The sequence below is a fragment of the Pantoea sp. B65 genome (genome assembly GCF_047308185.1).
Taxonomy (GTDB): domain Bacteria; phylum Pseudomonadota; class Gammaproteobacteria; order Enterobacterales; family Enterobacteriaceae; genus Erwinia.
On sequence record NZ_JAHXPU010000036.1, the window covers coordinates 476477 to 497014 of the forward strand.

22 protein-coding genes are annotated in these 20538 nt (G+C 52.9%); 14 read left to right on the forward strand and 8 right to left on the reverse strand.

Features of this window, described 5'->3' with window-relative positions; genetic code table 11:
• On the reverse strand, positions 1–651 hold the full coding sequence (locus JWF83_RS16410) for a DUF480 domain-containing protein (protein ID WP_413651458.1): 651 nt from the start codon (positions 649–651) through the stop codon (positions 1–3).
• A gap of 16 nt (positions 652–667) precedes the next feature.
• Complete coding sequence (gene rimJ / locus JWF83_RS16415; RefSeq protein ID WP_413651459.1) at positions 668–1261, reverse strand: ribosomal protein S5-alanine N-acetyltransferase; 594 nt, start codon at positions 1259–1261, stop codon at positions 668–670.
• A gap of 314 nt (positions 1262–1575) precedes the next feature.
• Here rimJ and mdtH point away from each other — a divergent pair, with 314 nt between their 5' ends.
• From mdtH to solA, 8 genes are all read left to right on the forward strand, one after another.
• Complete coding sequence (gene mdtH, locus JWF83_RS16420; RefSeq protein ID WP_413651460.1) at positions 1576–2781, forward strand: multidrug efflux MFS transporter MdtH; 1206 nt, start codon at positions 1576–1578, stop codon at positions 2779–2781.
• A 104-nt stretch (positions 2782–2885) separates the two neighbouring features.
• The gene (grxB, locus tag JWF83_RS16425; protein ID WP_413651461.1) at positions 2886–3533 is read left to right on the forward strand and encodes a glutaredoxin 2; all 648 of its coding nucleotides are present in this window, start codon (positions 2886–2888) and stop codon (positions 3531–3533) included.
• Positions 3534–3701: 168 nt separating this feature from the next.
• Positions 3702–4265: a lipoprotein gene (locus JWF83_RS16430; protein ID WP_413651462.1), complete on the forward strand. Its 564-nt coding sequence runs from the start codon at positions 3702–3704 to the stop codon at positions 4263–4265.
• Positions 4266–4401: 136 nt separating this feature from the next.
• Positions 4402–5448, forward strand: coding sequence for a dihydroorotase (gene pyrC / locus JWF83_RS16435; RefSeq protein WP_413651463.1), 1047 nt, complete (start codon positions 4402–4404; stop codon positions 5446–5448).
• A 92-nt stretch (positions 5449–5540) separates the two neighbouring features.
• Positions 5541–5786 (forward strand): DNA damage-inducible protein I, encoded by a 246-nt coding sequence (dinI, locus tag JWF83_RS16440; protein ID WP_413651464.1) that lies wholly within the window; start codon positions 5541–5543, stop codon positions 5784–5786.
• 213 nt (positions 5787–5999) lie between these two features.
• On the forward strand, positions 6000–6275 hold the full coding sequence (locus JWF83_RS16445) for a hypothetical protein (RefSeq protein ID WP_413651465.1): 276 nt from the start codon (positions 6000–6002) through the stop codon (positions 6273–6275).
• Positions 6276–6498: 223 nt separating this feature from the next.
• Complete coding sequence (gene bssS, locus JWF83_RS16450) at positions 6499–6753, forward strand: biofilm formation regulator BssS (RefSeq protein ID WP_052902816.1); 255 nt, start codon at positions 6499–6501, stop codon at positions 6751–6753.
• A gap of 168 nt (positions 6754–6921) precedes the next feature.
• On the forward strand, positions 6922–8037 hold the full coding sequence (gene solA, locus JWF83_RS16455; RefSeq protein WP_413651466.1) for an N-methyl-L-tryptophan oxidase: 1116 nt from the start codon (positions 6922–6924) through the stop codon (positions 8035–8037).
• 23 nt (positions 8038–8060) lie between these two features.
• Here solA and JWF83_RS16460 read toward each other — a convergent pair whose 3' ends face one another.
• Positions 8061–8300 (reverse strand): hypothetical protein, encoded by a 240-nt coding sequence (locus JWF83_RS16460; RefSeq protein WP_413651467.1) that lies wholly within the window; start codon positions 8298–8300, stop codon positions 8061–8063.
• A gap of 361 nt (positions 8301–8661) precedes the next feature.
• Here JWF83_RS16460 and JWF83_RS16465 point away from each other — a divergent pair, with 361 nt between their 5' ends.
• Positions 8662–9216 (forward strand): cytochrome b, encoded by a 555-nt coding sequence (locus JWF83_RS16465; RefSeq protein WP_413651468.1) that lies wholly within the window; start codon positions 8662–8664, stop codon positions 9214–9216.
• Between the two features lie 22 nt (positions 9217–9238).
• Positions 9239–9814: a YceI family protein gene (locus JWF83_RS16470; protein ID WP_413651469.1), complete on the forward strand. Its 576-nt coding sequence runs from the start codon at positions 9239–9241 to the stop codon at positions 9812–9814.
• 84 nt (positions 9815–9898) lie between these two features.
• Here JWF83_RS16470 and JWF83_RS16475 read toward each other — a convergent pair whose 3' ends face one another.
• Positions 9899–10957, reverse strand: a complete 1059-nt coding sequence (locus JWF83_RS16475; RefSeq protein ID WP_413651470.1) for a rhodanese-related sulfurtransferase — start codon at positions 10955–10957, stop codon at positions 9899–9901.
• A gap of 217 nt (positions 10958–11174) precedes the next feature.
• Between JWF83_RS16475 and JWF83_RS16480 the strand changes: the two genes are divergently transcribed.
• From JWF83_RS16480 to mdtG, 3 genes are all read left to right on the forward strand, one after another.
• Entirely contained in the window at positions 11175–12269 is a 1095-nt protein-coding gene (locus JWF83_RS16480) for an NADH:flavin oxidoreductase/NADH oxidase (protein ID WP_413651471.1), read from the forward strand.
• Between the two features lie 186 nt (positions 12270–12455).
• A complete protein-coding gene (locus tag JWF83_RS16485) occupies positions 12456–13376 on the forward strand; it encodes a Kdo(2)-lipid IV(A) acyltransferase (protein WP_413651472.1) in 921 nt (306 codons plus the stop codon).
• Between the two features lie 188 nt (positions 13377–13564).
• Positions 13565–14788 carry a multidrug efflux MFS transporter MdtG gene (mdtG, locus tag JWF83_RS16490; RefSeq protein ID WP_413651473.1) on the forward strand — a complete coding sequence of 408 codons (1224 nt, stop codon included), beginning with the start codon at positions 13565–13567 and terminating at the stop codon, positions 14786–14788.
• 54 nt (positions 14789–14842) lie between these two features.
• Here the strand turns inward: mdtG and JWF83_RS16495 are convergent, their stop codons facing one another.
• The gene (locus JWF83_RS16495; RefSeq protein ID WP_413651474.1) at positions 14843–15037 is read right to left on the reverse strand and encodes a hypothetical protein; all 195 of its coding nucleotides are present in this window, start codon (positions 15035–15037) and stop codon (positions 14843–14845) included.
• A 355-nt stretch (positions 15038–15392) separates the two neighbouring features.
• Between JWF83_RS16495 and JWF83_RS16500 the strand changes: the two genes are divergently transcribed.
• Positions 15393–15806 (forward strand): MysB family protein, encoded by a 414-nt coding sequence (locus tag JWF83_RS16500; RefSeq protein WP_413651475.1) that lies wholly within the window; start codon positions 15393–15395, stop codon positions 15804–15806.
• Here the strand turns inward: JWF83_RS16500 and JWF83_RS16505 are convergent, their stop codons facing one another.
• From JWF83_RS16505 to JWF83_RS16515, 3 genes are all read right to left on the reverse strand, one after another.
• Positions 15807–16049 (reverse strand): YceK/YidQ family lipoprotein, encoded by a 243-nt coding sequence (locus JWF83_RS16505; protein WP_413651476.1) that lies wholly within the window; start codon positions 16047–16049, stop codon positions 15807–15809.
• A gap of 128 nt (positions 16050–16177) precedes the next feature.
• Entirely contained in the window at positions 16178–18751 is a 2574-nt protein-coding gene (gene mdoH / locus JWF83_RS16510; protein WP_413651477.1) for a glucans biosynthesis glucosyltransferase MdoH, read from the reverse strand.
• Positions 18744–20279: a glucan biosynthesis protein G gene (locus JWF83_RS16515; RefSeq protein WP_413651510.1), complete on the reverse strand. Its 1536-nt coding sequence runs from the start codon at positions 20277–20279 to the stop codon at positions 18744–18746. Before JWF83_RS16515 ends, mdoH begins: the two co-directional genes overlap by 8 nt.
• Between the last annotated feature and the right edge of the window lie 259 nt (positions 20280–20538).

Genomic DNA, 20538 nt, shown 5'->3' on the forward strand with positions numbered 1-20538 from the left:
TCAGGATCCTTTTTCCGCTAACAGTGCAGCAAGTTGCTGCTTCAGGCTGGCCACTTCCGCTTCCAGCACATTGACTCTTTCCGCCAGCTCGCTATTTTCGCCGCCTGACGCCGGGAGCGTGACAAAATCCAGCTCGTTAACCTCGCCGCTAAACAGATGCATATAGCGGCTTTCGCGCTTGCCCGGTTCGCGCGCCAGACGCATCACAAACGGGCCATCTTCGCGGTTTTGCAGATTTTCCAGCGTCTGTTCCACTTCCGCCATATCGGCAAACTCATGCAACCGGCCGCTGCGGGTGCGCAGCTCGCCAGGGGTTTGCGCGCCGCGCAGCAATAAACTGGTGACCAGCGCCAGTTCAGCACTGCTCAGTTTCAGATTGCCAAACGCCGAATTACAGAACCGCTGTTCATATTTCACCACCCGATTGCCAAAGCCGTTCAGGGTGCTGAGCTGATGTTTTCGCACCAGCAGATCGAGCGCTTCCTGCACCGCGCTTTCAGTAAGCGACATCACCGGTTCACGATTGGATTTTTGATTACAGGCAGTAACAACGCCATTCAGTGACATCGGATATTGATCGGGCGTGGTGACCTGCTTTTCCAGCAGGCAGCCAACAACGCGCGCCTCGACAGGCGTCAGCACAGTTTTCATCACAAAACCTCGGTTATTATTGTCCGCGGCGATCCGGCGTCCATTCATCGGTGGTTAAAGCGGTTAAGACATGATCCTGCCAGCGACCATCAATTAACAGATAATCTTTGGCATAGCCCTCTTTCTCAAAACCCAGGCGCGCCAGTAAATCACCGCTGCGCGCATTATGCGGCATATAGTTAGCCATAATGCGATGCATCCGCTGCTGACGCTGCATATAGCGAATCGCCGCCTGCAACGCTTCAAACATCATGCCCTGCCCCTGCCACTTTTCACCCAGCGAATAGCCCAGATAACAGGCATGGAATGAGCCGCGCAGCACATTGCTGAAGTTAGCGACGCCGCGCACTTCAGTCTCCTCCGGATCCATAACAATGAAATAGAAGGCACTACTCTGCTTGTGCATATCAGCAATCAGACCCAGTCGCGCCTGCCAGCCGGAAGGATAGCAGTGGCTTTCGTCACGTACCGGCTCCCAGGGCTTTAAAAAAGCGCGGTTTTCCGCGTAGTAATCAGCCAGCCGCCAGGCATCACGTTCGTGGACAAGACGTACCACTAATCTGTCTGTTGTCAGGCGCACTTTCGGTGCAGCAGAACGATAGCCAAACATCTTTTCTCCTGAATTCCATGGCCGATAAAAGAAATCGATTGAACATCAGACGGCGGCTTATCCGGTGCACAGCTCTTATATCACCGACTATTTCTTGCCAGCCAGCATTTACTATAACCGTCATCTTTACCTGGGGTAAAACCTTGCGCAACACTGCCGGGCAATTTTGCGCGTTAAGTACCAATATCAGCGCACTCATTGCACCATGTCGATAAAAAAATATCATCCGCTTATTACTGTGAAATCCAGCAACTTAGGAGGAAAATAGACCAACTGGAAGGTTTACTCCCCTCTCTCTTCACGCAGGAACACGCATGTCTCGGGTTGCGCGGGCACGATGCCTCGGAAAATATTTTCTCTTATTAGACAACATGCTGGTGGTGTTGGGTTTTTTTGTCGTGTTTCCGCTGATCTCCATCCACTTTGTCGAACAACTGGGTTGGGCCGCCCTGGTGGTAGGGATTGCGCTCGGCTTACGTCAGCTGGTGCAGCAGGGATTAGGGATTTTTGGCGGCGCAATAGCCGACCGCTTTGGCGCTAAACCGCTGATTATCACCGGTATGCTGCTGCGCGCCGCAGGCTTTATCAGTATGGCGCTGGCCCATGACCCCTGGGTGCTGTGGTTATCCTGCTTACTCACCGGCCTCGGCGGTACGCTGTTTGATCCGCCGCGCACCGCGCTGGTGGTGAAATTGATCCGCCCACAGCAGCGCGGGCGCTTTTTTTCGCTGCTGATGATGCAGGACAGCGCAGGCGCGGTCATCGGCGCTCTGCTGGGCAGCTGGCTACTGGCGTATGACTTTCGGCTGGTATGCTGGGCCGGCGCGGCGGTATTTGTGCTGGCGGCGCTGTGTAATGCATTGCTGCTGCCGGCATGGCGGATCTCGACGGTACGGACACCCATGCGCGACGGTATGGCGCGGGTCCTGAAAGACCGGCGCTTTTGCGCCTATGTGCTGACGCTGACCGGTTACTATGCCCTCGCCGTACAGGTGATGTTAATGCTGCCGATTGTGGTCAATCAGATTGCCGGCGCACCGCAGGCGGTAAAATGGATGTATGCCATTGAAGCCGCGTTATCGCTAACCCTACTCTATCCGCTGGCGCGCTGGAGTGAAAAGCGCTTTCGTCTGGAACAGCGTCTGATGGTCGGGCTGCTGATTATGACCTTAAGTCTGATCCCGGTAGGGCTGGCCAGCACTCTGCAACAGGTGTTTATGCTGATCTGCACCTTTTATATTGGCTCGATTATTGCCGAACCGGCACGGGAAACCCTTAGCGCATCGCTGGCGCATGCCCGAGCCCGCGGCAGCTATATGGGCTTCAGCCGTTTAGGTCTGGCGCTGGGTGGCGCGCTCGGCTACAGCGGCGGCGGCTGGATGTTCGATATCGGTCAGCAATTGGCCATGCCGACCTTGCCATGGCTACTGCTGGGGATCATCGGTTTCATTACGCTTTTTGCTCTATGGTGGCAGTTCCATCCGCGCGCTATTGCGCCGGTGATGCTCAGTGGCAGCTAGGCTGCCGGTTTGCCCTCTGCGCTAATCTGACCCATACTTCTCCAATACATTCAAAACATTGCTAACGGCGCCAGCCATAAGCAGTGGTGCAAGGAGAAGGTGCGATGAAACTGTATATCTATGAACACTGCCCGTTTTGCGTCAAGGCGCGGATGATCTTTGGCCTGAAAAATTTACCTATTGAACTGGTGGTGCTGCTCAATGACGATGAAGAGACGCCGAAACGGTTGATTGGCCAGAAGATGGCGCCAATCCTGCAGAAAGAAGATGGCAGCTGCATGCCGGAAAGCATGGACATTGTGCACTTTATCGACCAAAAAGATCGTGAGCCGCTGCTGACCGGCCAGACCAATCCGGCAATCGCTAACTGGCTGCGCCATATTAACCAATACGTTAATAAACTATTGCTGCCGCGGATGGCCGCGGCGCCTTTTGCTGAGTTTGCCACCCCGGAAGCGCGCCGCTATTTCAGGAGCAAAAAAGAAGCCGCCCTCGGCAGCTTCGACGAACTGCAGCAGCACTCCGCCGGATTGATTAAAAAAGTCAGCGATGATTTGCGCCAGCTGGAAAAACTGATCGTCAAGCCAAACGCGGTTAACGGCGAACTGTCGGAGGATGATATTCATCTGTTCCCGCTGTTACGCTCACTGTCGCTGGTCGCCGGCATCGAATACCCGACCCGTGTCGCTGAATACCGCGACAATATGGCCAAACAGGCACAGGTTAACCTGCTCTCTTCGGTGGCGATTTAACGCCCGCGCCGCCAGCTGAACCCAGAGGGGTCCGCTGGCGGCGACACATTTCCTTGCCCATTTGTCAGCTGATTTCGGCGATCTCCTGGTGACTCTTGCTGTCCTCTCGGGCAAGCTATTGCGCGGTAATCAGCGCAGTTTGCATGATGATAAATACAGAGGACAAGCATGAAAAAGGTATTTCCCGGGCTGGTTGCCCTGATTCTCGTCGGTCTGCTTGCGGGTTGTAATCAATTGACGCAGTACAGCATCAGTGAGCAGGAAGTGAATCAGGCCCTGCAAAAACATAATAACTATCAGAAGCAGATTGGCGTTGCCGGGCTGGTTGATGCGCATATTGTGCTGACCGACCTCAACAGCCAGATTGGCCGTGAAGAACCGAATAAAGTGATGATCACCGGCACGGCGAAGGTCGATATCACCTCGCTGTTTGGCCCGCAAAAAGCCGATATGAAGCTGACGATGAAAGCGCAGCCGGTGTTTGATCAGCAGCAAGGCGCGGTATTCCTGAAAGATATGCAAATTGTCGATGCCCAGGTGCAGCCGGAAAAAATGCAGTCGGTGCTCAAAACCCTGACGCCCTATCTTGATCAGTCGCTGAAGAGCTATTTTAATCAGAAACCGGCGTATGTGCTCAGCGCCGATCGCAGTAAAGCCGAATCGCTGGCGAAGAAGTTTGCCAAAGGGTTAGAGGTGAAACCCGGCGAACTGGTGATCCCGTTTACCAACTGATATTGCGCCCTCGTGAATCGGGGGCTTTTTTTTGTTTGACCTCACAAAGCAAGTGCAATCGGTTGCTTTTATCCCTATCCTTAGTACCCGGCTCAGAACCGCCATATGAATTCCCTTCCCTGCCGGAGCATAATTAATGACTGCACAACCCCAGCAATTACTCATTCGCCGCCCTGACGACTGGCATATCCATCTGCGTGATGATGAGATGCTTCAGGCCGTGCTGCCCTTTACCAGTGCGGTGTGCGGTCGCGCGATTGTGATGCCCAATCTGGTGCCGCCGGTAACCAGCGTCGCCAGCGCCATCGCGTATCGCGAACGTATTCTCGCGGCGCTGCCGGCCGGGCATGAATTCCAGCCGCTAATGACCTGCTACCTGACTGACTCGCTCGACGCGGATGAAGTGGAAAAAGGGTTCCACGCCGGGGTATTTACCGCCGCTAAACTCTACCCGGCGCACGCGACCACCAACTCCAGTCACGGCGTTACCAGCATTGCCGCTATCGCTTCAGTGCTGGAGCGTATGCAAAAAATCGGCATGCCATTGCTTATCCACGGTGAAGTGACCGATGCCCATATCGATATTTTTGATCGTGAAGCGCGCTTTATCGAAAATGTAATGGATCCGCTGCGCAGGCAGTTCCCGCAGCTGAAAGTGGTGTTTGAACATATCACCACCAAAGAAGCCGCCGCCTATGTGGCGGAAGCGAATGATTATCTTGGCGCCACTATTACGCCGCAGCATCTGATGTTTAACCGCAACCATATGCTGGTGGGCGGCGTGCGCCCGCATCTTTACTGCCTGCCGATTCTGAAGCGCAACGTGCATCAGGACGCCCTGCGTCAGATTATCGCCAGCGGTAACCCGCGTTTCTTCCTTGGTACCGACACCGCTCCGCACAGCCGTCAGCGTAAAGAAGCCAGCTGTGGCTGTGCCGGGGTGTTCAATGCGCCAACCGCGCTGGCTGCTTATGCCACGGTATTCGAACAGATGGATGCGTTGCAACATTTCGAAGCCTTCTGTGCGGAAAATGGCCCGCGCTTTTATGGCCTGCCGCTAAATGAAGGCAAAATTAAACTGGTTCGTCGGCCTTATACCGTCGCTGAAAGCATTCCGCTGGGCAACGATACGCTGATTCCATTCCTCGCCGGAGAGACCCTGAACTGGTCGGTAGAACTCTGATTTCACCCCGGGAAGCCTGCGCTTCCCATTTTTTTGTTGCTTCCCGCTGGGGTTGACTGTATAAATAAACAGTATACTTATCGGAGGCTCTCATGCGTGTAGAAGTCACTGTAGCAAAAACCACTCCCCTGCCCGCTGGCGCACTTGAAGCGCTGACGCAGGAACTCACAAAACGTATCGATAAACAGTTTCCTGACACGGATAATCGCGTATCGGTACGTTATGCCAGCGCCAACGGCCTGAGTGTGCTGGGCGGCGGAAAAGAACAAAAAGATCTCATCAGCGATATCCTGCAGGAGACGTGGGAAAGTGCGGACGACTGGTTTATCACCGCCTGATGGCGGCAGCTCTGCCGCCCTTGTCAATGATTTGCACCAGTCGTCTCTTTGCCGGGTGTCGCCATCCGGCTTTTTTTACTTACCCCTTCCCGGTTAATCCCTACCGCTGTCAGAAAACGCTTGCTGGCATTTCAACTGTGCAGAACGGGTATAGACTGTTATCTGGCGATAGCATATTCTTGCGCCTGTGATGCTTTACAGGAGGTGTTACCCATGACTGCAGAGAAACCCGAAGAGGCGATGACCTTTGGTGAGTTGCTGGCGCTGATCAGCGATCAACAACGCCGCTTAACGGTACTGGAAAATGCCTTTTCTTATCTTTCCTTTTGTCTGGACGAAAAATCGAATCAGTTGCTGATTCACAGTTTGCGTCTGGAATCACAAAACCAGAATCACGATGAGAACATGCAACAGCATTTCAGTCGTCTCGCCGCGGAACTGGAAAAGCGCAACGGCCTGCTCAAAGCCCAGCCGGACGCAACAATCTGAAAAAAAACTTCCGCAAATGCGGAAGTTTTTATTTTTTGTGCCGATAAATGTAATTAACTATTGCTGCTGAATATTGTTCATTCAGGATTTCATTTTACTGATCGCACACTTTTCATCCCATCAATAGTAAATATGCTGTTATAATTAACTCGCTCTATGTAAAAAAAGCCGCATTGAAACCTCGATAAATCACTTCGTTTTCGCGAGTAATAAGGGGGTTATAATGGACAGAAACAAAGATGTAATCCAAACACATCCCCTGGTTGGATGGGATATCAGTACAGTAGACAGCTATGACGCTATGATGATTCGTCTACATTCGCTTTCGTCGGGTGAACAGCCTGCTGATGAAGCAGAAGTGGGACAGACCTATTGGTTAACCACTGATGTTGCCAGGCAGTTTATTTCCATTTTAGAAGCTGGCATCGCGAAGATAGAAGCAACTGAATACCAGGATCGAGATTACAAAAAGCATTAATCAGGATGTGCGGGAGCGATTAACCGCTCTGGTACAACCGTAGGGGTGGCATGTATGCTGCCCGACTGATGTTCGATTTTAAGGCACCCACTACGGGTGCCTTTTTATTGCCGCTAAGTTTTTGCTATCCTTATAAAATCGATGACAGCAGTGAGGAGTGCCGGGCAGATGGTTTACGATTTAATCGTGGTAGGCAGTGGATCGGTAGGGGCTGCCGCAGGTTTTTATGCTACCCAGGCAGGCCTAAAAGTACTGATGATCGATGGCGCACATCCGCCCCATCAGCAAGGTAGCCACCATGGCGAGAGTCGCTTAATCCGCCACGCCTATGGGGAGGGCGCCCGCTATGTGCCGCTGGTATTACGGGCGCAAAAACTGTGGGACCAGCTGGAAACGCTGAGCGGCGAACGGATTATGCAACGTAGCGGGGTGCTTAATCTGGCGCCGATAAGCTCTGAATTTATTAGCAATGTTATCGACAGCGCGCGCGAATTTGAACTTGAGATTCAGGTGTTACAGGCGGATGAAGTACGTAAACGCTGGCCGCTGTTTACCGTACCTGACGGTTATCTTGGCGTATTTGAACCTCAGTCTGGCTATCTGAAATCGGAGGTGGCGGTGCGTAGCTGGATCACGCTGGCAGAAAAAGCCGGTTGCGCGCAGTTATTTAACTGTGCGGTGAACAGCATTGAAAAAGAAAATGATTTTCAAATCGTCAATACCGCTGACGGCCGTTTTCGCGGCCACAAGTTGCTGATCAGCGCCGGAACCTGGGTTAAAGCGCTCTGTCCTGAACTACCGGTAACGCCGGTACGAAAAGTATTTTCATGGCATCAGGCCGATGGCCGTTACAGTGAAAACAACAAGTTTCCGGCCTTTACCGTTGAAATGCCGGATGGCATCCAGTACTACGGTTTTCCCGCCGATAACAATGCACTGAAAGTAGGCAAACATCAGGGCGGGCAGAAAATTGACCATCCCGATCAGCGTAAAGCATTTGGCGCATTTGCCGAAGATGGCAGCGAAGTATTTAACTTTATGCGCACGTTCCTGCCGGGAGTAGGCGTTTGTCTGCATGGTGCCGCCTGCACTTATGATAACTCACCGGACGAAGATTTTATTATTGATACCCTGCCCGGCCATCCTGAACGTTTAGTGATAACCGGACTAAGTGGCCACGGATTTAAATTTGCCAGTGTATTAGGCGAAATTGCCGCACAATTTGCCAGCGGTAAAACAGCTGAATTTGACTTATCCCCCTTTGCCCTGTCGCGGTTTAAATAAATTTTTTCCCTGCCGCTAAGCCGTCATGCCTGACGGTTATTATGCCGAATTAAGCCACAATAAAATTGTGGTTTAATTCGGCGGGCTGCGGATAATTTACCGCACAGTTTTTTCTGCTCAACGGATAAAGGTTTTATTCGGAAAATATCAGGAAACAATAAGAAAATTATTGATTGATTTTTAGCACCAGTAATGTCTTTTGGGGCTCCCCTGTTTATTCCGCCACTGATTGTCACTCGGTTAACCGTCGCATCGTCGCTCATTGTCGCGGTCTGCTACGCCGCCCAGTTTTCTGCTGCCAACCACCACATGATTCAGCGCTAAAACACCGTTTTTACTTACATAAAATGACATTCAACTGACAATTCATTTAATAAACATTCAATTTTTTAGATAAAAAACACTCGAATCCCTTCTGCTTATCCGCTTTACCGATCGCTAAAAATCTAATACAAAACCAATGGAGATGGAGATTTTACGATAAAACTGAAAACAAACTGCGAGTATCATTCAAATTAAATCAACAAGATTAGCTAATTTGTTAGTAAGCGAAACAATCTGTTGATTTTTGATTTCCAGTTGTTCAGTCTCGTTGCTATTCATGAATTTAGGGGGAGTGACCTTATGTCGTTAACTAATACGCCAACCCGCTTTGGCTATCTCTCCATTACGCTGCACTGGCTGGTAGCCTTAGCCGTCTACGGAATGTTTGCGCTCGGTCTGTGGATGGTGACGCTGGGCTACTACGACAACTGGTATCACCAGGCGCCGGAACTGCATAAAAGCATCGGCATGGTGCTGTTTGCGGTGATGATTCTGCGCCTGATCTGGCGCTTTGTTTCACCGCCGCCGAAACCACTCAGTAGCTACTCGCGGCTGGTGCGCATCAGCGCAATAGCGGCACATCTGCTGCTGTATCTGCTGCTGTTCGCCATTCTGTTTACCGGCTACCTGATCTCCACCGCCGAGGGGAAACCGATTGACGTGTTTGGTCTGATTTCGGTACCGGCAACGCTGGCCGCCAGTGGCGGACAGGCCGATCTGGCCGGTGATATTCACCTTTATCTGGCGTGGAGCGTGGTGATTATCTCGCTGCTTCATGGCCTTGCCGCACTGAAACACCACTTTATCGACCGTGATATCACCTTAAAACGGATGCTGGGTCAGCGCATCGATTAACATTTATCAATGGAGAAACTTTATGTTAAAGAAAAGCCTGTCAGGATTAACCCTCGCCGCACTGCTGTTCAGCGCCGGTTCTGCCGTCGCGGCTGACTACAAGATCGATAAGCAAGGCCAGCACGCTTTTGTCCAGTTCCGCATCCAGCATTTGGGTTACAGCTGGCTGTACGGTAGTTTTAAGGACTTTGACGGCGGCTTCACTTTCGATGAAAACAATCCAGCAGCGGATAAAGTTAACGTCACCATTAATACCAGTAGTGTCGATACCAATCATGCTGAGCGTGATAAACACCTGCGTAGCGCTGAATTCCTCAATGTGGCTAAATTCCCGCAGGCAACGTTTGTCTCAACCGGAGTGAAGAAAGAGGGTGAGAAGCTGGATATCAGCGGTGATCTGACGCTGAATGGCGTAACTAAACCGGTAACCCTGCAAGCAAAATTGCTCGGTCAGGGTAAGGATCCATGGGGTGGTTACCGCGCAGGGTTTGAAGCAGCAGGGAAAATCGCGTTAAAAGAGTTTAATATCACTACCGATCTGGGACCGGCATCGCAGGACGTTCAGCTGATCATCTCACTGGAAGGTATTCGCCAGTAAACGCACGGGGCGGCAGCATCGTAGGGCGGCATTGATGCCGCCCGTGTCAATGATTTACCCCCATCCCGAGGATAGCGGTAAAGCTTACCGATCGCTTTCCGGCCCCGGGATCCGCAACGTGGTATTTAACAGGCCGCGCGACTTGTTAAAAATCTTATTGCCGTTCTCACGTCCCGCCCGGCGCGCCCGCTGCTCTTCCGGGGAGAGGGCCAGCTCTTCCATACAGACTGGACTGCAGCAGTGTTGAAACTTCTCCGCACAACCCGGACACTGGATAAACAGCAGATGGCAGCCATCGTTTTTGCAGTTGACGTGGGTATCACATACCGCGCCACACTGATGACAGTGAGCAATCACCTCATCAGAAATTCGCTCCCCCATCCGCTCATCAAAAACAAAGTTCTTACCTTTAAAGCGTACCGGTAACCCCTGTTCACGCGCACGGCGGGCGTATTCGATAATGCCGCCTTCGATATGATAGACATTTTCAAAGCCGTTATGGCGCATCCAGGCGCTGGCCTTTTCACAGCGAATGCCGCCGGTGCAGTACATCACGATTTTTTTATCTTTTTCGCTCTGCAGCATATCAACCGCCATTGGCAGCTGATCGCGGAAAGTATCGGCCGGGATCTCCAGCGCCTGTTCGAAATGGCCCACTTCATATTCGTAATGGTTACGCATATCGACGAATAGCGCATCAGGATCGTCGAGCATGGCGTTAACTTCCGCCGCTTTCAGATAAGCGCCGACATCGCTGGCGTCAAAGCTTTCGTCAGTGATGCCATCCGCCACGATGCGGTCGCGTACTTTCAGACGCAGTACCCAGAAAGATTTACCGTCATCATCAAGGGCGATATTCATCCGCAGATTATTCAGCGCCGGATCAAAGCCATACAGCATCTGTTTCATTTGCTGATACAGGCTTTCCGGTACGCTAATTTGCGCATTAATCCCTTCCGCGGCGACATAAACGCGACCAAAGACTTTCAAGCGGGTAAACGCCAGATACAGCGCATCGCGGAAGGCTTTTGGATCGTTAATATGGAAATATTTATAAAAAGAGACCGTCGTGCGCGGTTCGCTTTCAGCCAGCATGCGCGCCTTCAGCTCTTCATTGGAAACAAGGTTATGTAACACTGGCATGGTGTACGTTCCTGTAAGCAATAGAGAGAAATTTTAGCGGCGACATGATACCCGATTCTGCGCCTGGTGATAATGTTTGTGAAAAACTTTCTTGCCGTCAGGCAGCGGCTGCTACCCTTTTGCCACAGCACTTCCTGACTTGACCCACATGGGTTAAACATTGAATATTCACTTAGCGTCCTTACTGTCACCCCCGTGAATAATATGGAGAAACCCGATGAGTCAACTGTTTACCCCACTGAAAATTGGTAAATTGTCGCTGGAAAACCGCATCGTAATTGCGCCGATGTGCCAGTATTCCGCCGAACAGGGTAAAGCGACCGCCTGGCATCGCATCCATTTAGGCCACCTCGCGCTTTCGGGCGCCGGCTTAATGATTCTGGAAGCCGCCGCGGTCGAAGCCGCGGGCCGCATCACGCCGCAGGATCTCGGGCTTTGGGATGATACCACCGAACAGGCACTGGCAGCGGTGCTTAATGATGTGAAACAGTACAGCGCCATGCCGATCGGTATCCAGCTGGGACACGCGGGGCGGAAAGCCTCGAGCGACGTTCCGTGGCGCGGCGGCGGGTTTCTGTCCGCAGCGCAGGGCGGCTGGCAAACTTCAGCGCCCTCTGCGCTGCCGTTCCACCCGGCTGACGCCCAACCGCAGGCGCTGTCCCTGAGTGAAATCGATGCGGTCCGACAGGCCTTTATCGACAGCGCGATTCGCGCCGATCGGCTGGGGCTGGATCTGATTGAAATCCATGCGGCGCACGGTTATCTGTTGCATCAGTTTCTGTCGCCGCTCTCTAACCAGCGTGAAGATCGCTACGGCGGCTCCCTGGAGAACCGGATGCGCATCGTACTGGAAATTTTCCGCGAAGTGCGCCGCGTGTTTCCGATAAACAAACCGGTGGGCGTGCGTATTTCCGCTACTGACTGGGTGGATGGCGGCTGGGATCTGTCGCAGTCGCTGGCGCTGAGTAAAGCGCTGGAAGCCATCGGTTGTGATTATATCCATGTCTCCAGCGGCGGACTGTCGCCGCAGCAAAAGATCGACGTCGGTCCGGGCTACCAGCTGCCCTTTGCCCGGGCAATTAAACAACAGGTGACAATACCGGTGATTGCCGTCGGTTTAATTACCCAACCCGCCCAGGCTGAAGCGATTCTGCAGGAAGGCCAGGCCGATGCCGTCGCGCTGGCGCGCGCCATGCTCTACGATCCACGCTGGCCATGGCATGCAGCGGCACAGTTGGGCGCCAAAGTGAGTGCTCCGCCGCAATACTGGCGCTCGGAACCCCATGCCGTGAAAGGGCTGTTTAAATCATAATCCCGCTCTGCCTGCGCACATTGTTCGCAGGCAGAGCGTTCCGCCGATCCGCTCTGTTTTTACCTGCAAACCCGCCATTAATAGCGACTTATTTCAGCCAGTCTGTAAAAAATGGCACAATAGGCCATAATCAACTGAATAGATAGACGTCATAATAGTGCTTCAAACAATTTAAGCTGGAAGAATATGACTCAATTGCCACACTTTTCTCGCGAATTATTGCATCCTCGTTACTGGTTTATGTGGTTGGGGGTGGGACTGCTTTATCTGATCGTTTTACTCCCCTACCCGGTGTTGTACTACCTCGGATGTGGACTCGGTCGCTTTTCAATGCGTTTCCTGAGACAACGCGTCTTTGTCGCTCGTCGAAACCTCGAACTCAGTTTTCCCACCATGCCGGCCGCCGAGCGCGAAGCGATGGTGGTGCGCAACTTTGAATCCGTTGGTATGGGTCTGCTGGAGACCGGTATGGCGTGGTTCTGGCCGGACTGGCGGATTAAACGCTGGTTTAGCGTCAGCGGTCTGGAACATATCACGCGCGCGCAGCAGCAGCAAAAAGGGGTATTGCTGATTGGGATGCACTTTCTGACGCTGGAACTGGGCGCGCGGATTTTTGGCATTCATAATCCCGGCATCGGGGTGTACCGGCCCAATGACAATAAACTGATCGACTGGCTGCAAACCTGGGGACGCATGCGTTCCAATAAAAGCATGCTGGATCGCAGAGATGTGAAAGGCATGATCCGCGCGCTGAAAAACGGCGAGATTATCTGGTATGCCCCCGATCATGATTATGGTCCGCGCAGTAGCGTCTTTGTGCCGTTCTTTGGCGTGGATAAAGCCGCCACCACCAAAGGCAGCTACCTGCTGATCCGCAGTGGAAAACCGGCAGTGATCCCTTTTGTTCCGCGTCGCCTGCCGCATGGTAAAGGCTACGAGTTAGTCATTATGCCGGATGTCACTGATATGCCGCTGGAAAACGAAGCGGCCACCGCTGCGCGCATGAACCGGGTAGTGGAAGAAAGCGTGCTGATGGCGCCGGAACAATATATGTGGCTCCATCGCCGTTTTAAAACGCGCCCGGAAGGGGAAGCCTCACTTTACTGACTGGCAGCCGGGGAGCGCTTAAGGCTCCCCGGCGCGCTGTCAAATCCCCCCGCCCCGGCGGCGGCAGTTGGCTATCAGCGGCCCCGCGGTAATTTCGCCAAAATAAAAATATCCATTGTATCCGTACGCCTAATCGCTAATATGCTTAGCTTGCTCATTATTTAATACAGACTAGGAAAGCCAGGGCTATGGCGGCGGACGAAATACCGATCAACTGGAAGCGCAATCTGTACATTGCCTGGCTGGGATGTTTCCTCACCGGCATGGCGTTCAGCCTGGTTATGCCGTTTCTTCCGCTGTATGTCGAGCTGCTTGGTGTTACCGACCCACAACAGCTGAATATGTGGTCCGGGCTGGTGTTCAGCATCACTTTTCTGTTTTCTGCCATCGCCTCCCCTTTCTGGGGCGGACTGGCCGATCGTAAAGGGCGTAAAATTATGCTGCTGCGCTCGGCGCTCGGCATGTCGCTGGTGATGGTGATGATGGGACTCGCCTGCAATATCTGGCAATTCCTCGCGCTGCGTGCGGTGCTTGGTCTGCTCGGCGGCTTTGTGCCCAATGCCAATGCACTGATTGCCACCCAGGTACCGCGTAATAAAAGCGGCTGGGCGCTGGGCACCTTATCAACCGGGGCGGTAAGCGGCGCGCTAATCGGGCCGTTAATTGGCGGCCTGCTGGCTGACAGCTTTGGCCTGCGCCCGGTGTTTTATATTACCGCGGGTCTGCTGTTTAGTTGCTTTATCATCACCCTGTGCTGTATTCGTGAATCCTTTATCCCGGTACAAAAAAAGGATCTGCTGCATCTGCGCCAGGTGTTCTCCTCAATAAAAAGCCCCCGGCTGGTGCTGGCGCTGTTTATCACCACCATGATTATTCAGATTGCCACCGGCTCAATTGCGCCAATCCTGACATTATATGTGCGTGAACTGGCGGGCCACACGCAGAACCTGGCGTTTATCAGCGGCATGATCGCCTCGATACCGGGCGTAGCGGCATTAATCAGCGCCCCGCGCCTCGGACAACTCGGCGACCGTATTGGTCCGGAGCGGATTCTTATTGTGATGCTCATCGTTTCGGTGCTGATACTGATCCCAATGGCATTTGTACAGTCGCCGCTGCAGCTGGGTATTTTGCGTTTTATGCTCGGTGCCGCAGACGGCGCTCTGCTGCCAGCGGTACAAACGCTGCTGATCTATAACGTCAGCAATCAGATAGCCGGTCGTATCTTCAGTTACAACCAGTCATTTCGTGATATTGGCAATGTCAGCGGCCCGCTAATGGGTGCGGCCGTTTCCGCCAGTTGGGGATTTCGCGCGGTGTTTCTGGTCACCGCGGCGGTGGTGCTGTTTAACGCGATCTACACCTGGGTGACCTGGCGTCAACGTCGGGGACCTGGCGCGATCGCATCGTAGTGAGCACCTGGGACAAACATCAGAGGGAGAGTGCTGACGCGGGTGGTAAACGAACTATTTCAGGATGATCACCTTATCATAACCGCCGCTCTCGCTATCAATATGGGTCTTGGCATCCATATGATCGGTTAACACCAAATCGACAATTTTATTAAAGTGCTCACACCGGGTGCCCTTCTTGCGCGTGATAGTCACGGTCGACTGGGTCTCTTCAACATGGTGATAAGCGGATTCCTTCATGTAGTCCATCGTTAATACCCTCAGCAATTATTTGTAATGATAGTACCATTACTCATTGTATGGAAAAAAGCGCTGAGTGAAAATCTGAAAAAGTAATAGTATCAGTCGATTAAGCTCAGCCGACAGCTTTACTCAGGCTGCCCCGTCAGGCCGATAATAGCGCATAAATTCTCAGGCGGCAGCCAGCGCGTGAAGCGGCAGCCCTTTCGCGCGCCCTGCTGCTAACACAACGGCATGATAAGAAAAATCATCATATAACGCACTGATAGCTCAACATTAATTTTTTTTATCCCGCTGGCCTTTACCTGACCGATCTTCGACTATCATTTTCTAAAAACCTCGTTTCTCAGGCAAGGAGTGAAGTATGACATTGTTCTCAACACTGGAAGAAGCTATCGAAAACGCGCGCGAAGAGTATCTGGTGGATAATCCGGGCATCGCTGAGGACGAAGCGTCAGTCAGCCAGTTTAACCTGCAAAAGTATGTGATGCGCGATGGCGAAATCATGTGGCAGGCTGAATTTCTCACCGACGAAGGCGATGAAGGGGAATGCCTGCCGGTAAAAAGTGGCGAGGCGGCACAGGCGATTTTTGACGGTGACTTCGATGAAATAGAACTCCGTCAGGAGTGGCAGGCCGAAAATACCCTGCATGAATGGGATGAAGGTGAATTTCAGCTGGAACCCCCGCTGGATAGCGAAGAAGGTCTGGCGGCTGCCGAAGAGTGGGAAGATGACAATAGCGACTCCGACAACCACTATGGTGATGACCAGCGTTAATTACTCATAGGGTCCGTGATGGATATCCACCGGCAATAGCAGCGTATCGACCACTAAGGACAGCGGCAGGTCGATAATGGTCAGAAAGCGCCATGGGGTGTCACGCACATCCCATTGCACGCCGGGATAATACTGGTTGCCATGCCCCTGTCCGGACACGGTTCTGCTGATAATACTGCCGCAGCCAGTTAAGCTAACCATACAGGCCGCCAGCAGCAGCAGTCGGCTAAGTTTAGCGATCATGAAAACTCTCGTATAAATATTGGGCGCTTATTCTAATGCGCATTCTGCACCAACCACCGGTGAAATCTGCAAATTATCTGTAAAGTTAACGTAAAAACAAAACAGGCGGCATCGCTGCCGCCTGTTGCTTATTTCACTGGCTGAATCGCCAGCGGGTTAAGCTGCAACGCCTGATATTGTTCAATCCAGTCGTGATACTTATCCGCGTTCTGCCACAAACGATAGTGAAGACGCGCCAGAGTCACCGGATCGCTAAGCAAGTTCAGACGCTGATCGCGGCTAAGTTTGGCTGGCGAATCGCTTAACGCCTGCTCAACACGGCGGTCACGGGCATATTCCAGAATATCGCTCTTCAGGTGACGTGAGGTCGCCAGCGCGCTGGCCAGCGCATTGAACGATGGATGGAACAGCGCATGCATAAAGCCATGTTTTAACGCGCGTTCGCGGTTCAGCTGCAGATACGCTTCGGTATCCAGCAACTCTTTCGGCGGATCATACTCTTCCGGGATCAGGAACAATCTGGCGCGCTTCGAGCCCAGCCCAAGGCTGGCGCGGCTGGAGAAAACCGACACAAATGGCGACAGGATCAGCGAGAAGACAATCGGCGCTAACCACCAGAGGAAGTTCAGATCCAGCCACCCCATGCCGGCCGCCCAGACCACACCCAGCAGCAGCTGCGAACCGTGACGGGCAAAGGCTTCGCTCCATGGCGTCGCATCGTCATCACGTTGCGGTGAGTTCCAAACCACTTCCCAGCCAAGGAAAGCACTCACCACAAATACCGTATGGAACAGCATACGCACCGGCGCCAGCAGTACCGAGAACAGCATTTCCAGCAGCAGTGAGAAGAACAGCCGAATCGCGCCGCCATAGGGCTTCGCACCTTTACACCAGATCAACACCACGCTCAGCAACTTCGGCAGGAACAGTAGCGTCAGGGTCGTCGAGAACAGCGCAATCGCCAGTTCAGGACGCCACTGCGGCCATACCGGGAACAGCTGTCGCGGTTGCAGGAAGTACTGCGGTTCCATCAGGGTATGCACCACCTGCAGCGCGGTGGAAAGCGCGAGGAACATAAACCACAGCGGCGCCGAAAGGTAGGACATCACCCCGGTAAGAAACACCGCACGGTGCACCGGATGCATCCCTTTCACCAGGAACAGGCGGAAGTTCATCAGGTTACCGTGGCACCAGCGACGGTCACGCTTCAGCTCATCCAGCAGGTTTGGCGGCAGCTCTTCATAAGAACCCGGCAGATCGTAAGCAATCCATACCCCCCAACCGGCACGACGCATCAGCGCGGCTTCGACAAAGTCATGGGAGAGGATAGAACCCGCAAACGAACCTTCACCTGGCAACGGCGCCAGGGCGCAGTGCTCGATAAACGGCTTCACACGGATGATGGCGTTATGCCCCCAGTAGTGTGATTCACCTAACTGCCAGAAGTGCAAACCGGCGGTAAACAGCGGACCGTAGACCCGGGTGGCAAACTGCTGGCAACGGGCATACAGCGTATCCATACCGGATGCTTTCGGCGAAGACTGGATAATACCGGCGCGCGGGTTGGCTTCCATCATGCGCACCAGACCGGTAAGACACTCACCGCTCATCACGCTATCCGCGTCCAGCACCACCATATAGCTGTACTGGCTGCCCCAGCGACGGCAAAAATCATCGATATTGCCGCTTTTACGCTTCACGCGACGGCGACGGCGGCGATAAAAGATTTTACCTTCACCACCGACATCACGGATCAGCTCCATCCAGGCCTTCTGCTCCGCCATGGCGATATCGGCGTCATAACTGTCGCTGAGCACATAAACGTCAAAGTTCGCCTGCTCGCCGGTACGCACCACGGATTCCCAGGTGGCGCGCAGACCGGCAAACACCCGCTCAACGTCTTCGTTACAGATCGGCATGATCAGCGCGGTACGATGCTCAGGGTTAATCAGGATCGGTTCGTCACGGTGACTCAGATACGAGATGCTGTATTTATCGCGGCCAATTAGCAGTTGCAGGAAGCCCATCAGGGCGGTCCAGAAACCGGCCGACACCCAGCAGAACAGAATAGCGAACAGGAACAGGATACCGGTTTGCAATACGTAAGGCAGGATCTGCAATACCGACTGTTGCCAGTTCTGATTGATCATCTCCATTGGGTCGATTAACGCCCAGCCCTGATACGGCAGGATGGTTTTCATATACCAGGTGGCCACCACCGTCTGCGCGAGGGTTAACAGCAGCAGAATATAACGGCGAATCGAGCCGACATGGCGCCATTTATCTTCTGACTTCTGCTCATCCGCATCCGCATAACGGTGGGGGGTGATTTTACGGCCACGCAGCGAATCCCAGGCGCGGGCGACCGGGTTGGTACGCCAGGCTTCAGGAAACATCAGCGAACGCTTAACCGGCGGCATCGCTTTCAGCGTGGTGCGATCTAAGTAATCTTTATCGAACTGTTCACCACCGGCGACAGAGTCAGGCCACGTCATATTAATACGGGCTTTTACCGACTCCAGCGGCGCGTCATCCGGACGCACTTCAACCGGACCATCCTCGCCCAGTTGGTGATGAAGCTTGCTGTAGACTTCCTCGTCTTCGCCTTCAGCGGGCAAAGCCTGCTGAAGAGCCTCCTTCCGCGCAGCGGAAAGCGGCAGCAAGTCGATATAATCTGCGGGTGTTACGGTAGACTTATTCATTGGCAGGCAACTGATAGCTCCAGGTTTCCGTCAGCGGCTTATCTCCATTAACCAGTGCGGCGCGCATTTCGGTCGGCTGCTTGTTATCTTTCACACGCAGACGCAACACCAAACGCCAGCCTTTGGTTACGGAGTTATAATGTACGCTCTGTTCGACCACTTCACCGTTGTCACCCACGCTCACCTGTGGGCTAACCGGCGTGTTATTAGCCAGCTTGCTCATTTCCGGACCGATAAAATCCACCACAAAGGCGACCGTGCCATCCGGCTGACGCACCAGATTCGACTGTTTCACATCGCCGGTAGAACGCAGCGTGCTTTTCACATACGCCGTCTCCGGCGAGTGCAGCTTGCTTTCGTCGCGGGTAAAGTGCAGACGGTATTTGAAATTCATCTCTTTGCCTGGTTCCGGCAGCGTTTCCGGCGTCCAGAAGGCAACGATATTGTCGTTAGTTTCATCCGCAGTCGGGATCTCTACCAACTCCACGCGCCCTTTCCCCCAGTTACCTTGCGGCTCGATCCAGCCACTTGGGCGCTGGTCGTAGCGATCATCAAGATCCTGGAACTCACTGAAATCACGTCCACGTTGCAGCAGACCAAAACCTTTCGGGTTCTCAACGGTAAAAGTACTGACCGCGAGATGTTTCGGATTATTCAGCGGACGCCAGATCCACTCACCGTTACCGGCGTGAATCGACAGACCATTGGAATCATGCAGCGCCGGACGGTAATTCACCATCGGAGAAGGCTGATTCGGGCCAAACAGGAACATACTGGTCAGCGGCGCGACGCCCAGTTTGCCCACTTTGTCACGCAGATAGACGCGCGACTCGACATCGACAGTGGTCTCTTTACCCGGGCTGATAACAAAACGGTAGGCGCCGGCCGCGCGCGGCGAATCCAGCAGCGCATAGATCACCAGACGTTTGTCTTGCGGTTTTGGCCGCTCGACCCAGTACTCTTTAAAACGCGGGAACTCTTCGCCAGAAGGCAGCGCAGTATCAATCGCCAGGCCACGTGCCGAAAGGCCATAAACCTGATCGGCGCCGATTACGCGGAAATAACTTGCCCCGAGGAAGCTACTGATTTCGTCATTTTTATCTTTGCTGTTAAGCGGGTAAAGCACTTTAAAACCGGCATAACCGAGGTTTTTAACGGTTTCCGGATCGTGCTTAACATTACCAAAATTAAAATAGTCGGAATTATATTTAATCTCACGCACGCTATTGGCGGTGACTTCATTCAGTTTCACCGGGGTGTCGAAGTACATACCCTGATGATAAAATTCAAGTTTAAATGGGGTCTTCAGCTTGCCCCACCAGGCCTTATCATGGTTAAACTGAATTTGCTGATAATCAGCAAATTTCATCTCCCGTAACTGTGAAGGTAAATTACTTTTTGGCGCTTCAAAACCTTTCCCGGCCAAATCTTTCGCCTGCTTTGCTACATCATCGATGCTGAAAGCCCAACCTGAGCTTGCATACAGCGAAAGCAAAACTGCCGCGCCAGTTAAGCGCATCTTCATCAGTTTTGGTTCATTTTTCATTTTAATCAGCACATCCCCCCCTTTCGGGTGCTTAAATCAATCCCATCAATCTTAATGGATAATTCAGGTTTCCGACAGCCTGAGCGGGATTTTATTCCCCGCTTTCTCCCCGCTAAGCGCCGATATCTCAAGCGTTTAGCTGATACGGATTCGGCTGATAGTATACTCTTTGTTGCTGCAGTAAAGTAAGCCCATGCTTTAGCCTGGTTCAGGGCGAATCGGGGGGATAATTGATTAATAA

Excerpts from the sequence above, each read along its gene's own strand:
- JWF83_RS16470 (WP_413651469.1), top strand. The coding sequence starts at position 9,239 with ATGTTAAAGAAAAGCCTGTCAGGATTAACCCTCGCCGCACTGCTGTTC.
- JWF83_RS16480 (WP_413651471.1), top strand. The coding sequence starts at position 11,175 with ATGAGTCAACTGTTTACCCCACTGAAAATTGGTAAATTGTCGCTGGAA.
- bssS (WP_052902816.1), top strand. The coding sequence starts at position 6,499 with ATGGACAGAAACAAAGATGTAATCCAAACACATCCCCTGGTTGGATGG.
- JWF83_RS16460 (WP_413651467.1), bottom strand. The coding sequence starts at position 8,300 with ATGAGCGACGATGCGACGGTTAACCGAGTGACAATCAGTGGCGGAATA.
- JWF83_RS16475 (WP_413651470.1), bottom strand. The coding sequence starts at position 10,957 with ATGCCAGTGTTACATAACCTTGTTTCCAATGAAGAGCTGAAGGCGCGC.
- JWF83_RS16485 (WP_413651472.1), top strand. The coding sequence starts at position 12,456 with ATGACTCAATTGCCACACTTTTCTCGCGAATTATTGCATCCTCGTTAC.
- JWF83_RS16445 (WP_413651465.1), top strand. The coding sequence starts at position 6,000 with ATGACTGCAGAGAAACCCGAAGAGGCGATGACCTTTGGTGAGTTGCTG.
- JWF83_RS16500 (WP_413651475.1), top strand. The coding sequence starts at position 15,393 with ATGACATTGTTCTCAACACTGGAAGAAGCTATCGAAAACGCGCGCGAA.
- grxB (WP_413651461.1), top strand. The coding sequence starts at position 2,886 with ATGAAACTGTATATCTATGAACACTGCCCGTTTTGCGTCAAGGCGCGG.
- mdtG (WP_413651473.1), top strand. The coding sequence starts at position 13,565 with ATGGCGGCGGACGAAATACCGATCAACTGGAAGCGCAATCTGTACATT.
- JWF83_RS16430 (WP_413651462.1), top strand. The coding sequence starts at position 3,702 with ATGAAAAAGGTATTTCCCGGGCTGGTTGCCCTGATTCTCGTCGGTCTG.
- solA (WP_413651466.1), top strand. The coding sequence starts at position 6,922 with ATGGTTTACGATTTAATCGTGGTAGGCAGTGGATCGGTAGGGGCTGCC.
- rimJ (WP_413651459.1), bottom strand. The coding sequence starts at position 1,261 with ATGTTTGGCTATCGTTCTGCTGCACCGAAAGTGCGCCTGACAACAGAC.
- mdoH (WP_413651477.1), bottom strand. The coding sequence starts at position 18,751 with ATGAATAAGTCTACCGTAACACCCGCAGATTATATCGACTTGCTGCCG.
- JWF83_RS16505 (WP_413651476.1), bottom strand. The coding sequence starts at position 16,049 with ATGATCGCTAAACTTAGCCGACTGCTGCTGCTGGCGGCCTGTATGGTT.
- dinI (WP_413651464.1), top strand. The coding sequence starts at position 5,541 with ATGCGTGTAGAAGTCACTGTAGCAAAAACCACTCCCCTGCCCGCTGGC.
- mdtH (WP_413651460.1), top strand. The coding sequence starts at position 1,576 with ATGTCTCGGGTTGCGCGGGCACGATGCCTCGGAAAATATTTTCTCTTA.
- JWF83_RS16410 (WP_413651458.1), bottom strand. The coding sequence starts at position 651 with ATGAAAACTGTGCTGACGCCTGTCGAGGCGCGCGTTGTTGGCTGCCTG.
- JWF83_RS16495 (WP_413651474.1), bottom strand. The coding sequence starts at position 15,037 with ATGGACTACATGAAGGAATCCGCTTATCACCATGTTGAAGAGACCCAG.
- JWF83_RS16465 (WP_413651468.1), top strand. The coding sequence starts at position 8,662 with ATGTCGTTAACTAATACGCCAACCCGCTTTGGCTATCTCTCCATTACG.
- pyrC (WP_413651463.1), top strand. The coding sequence starts at position 4,402 with ATGACTGCACAACCCCAGCAATTACTCATTCGCCGCCCTGACGACTGG.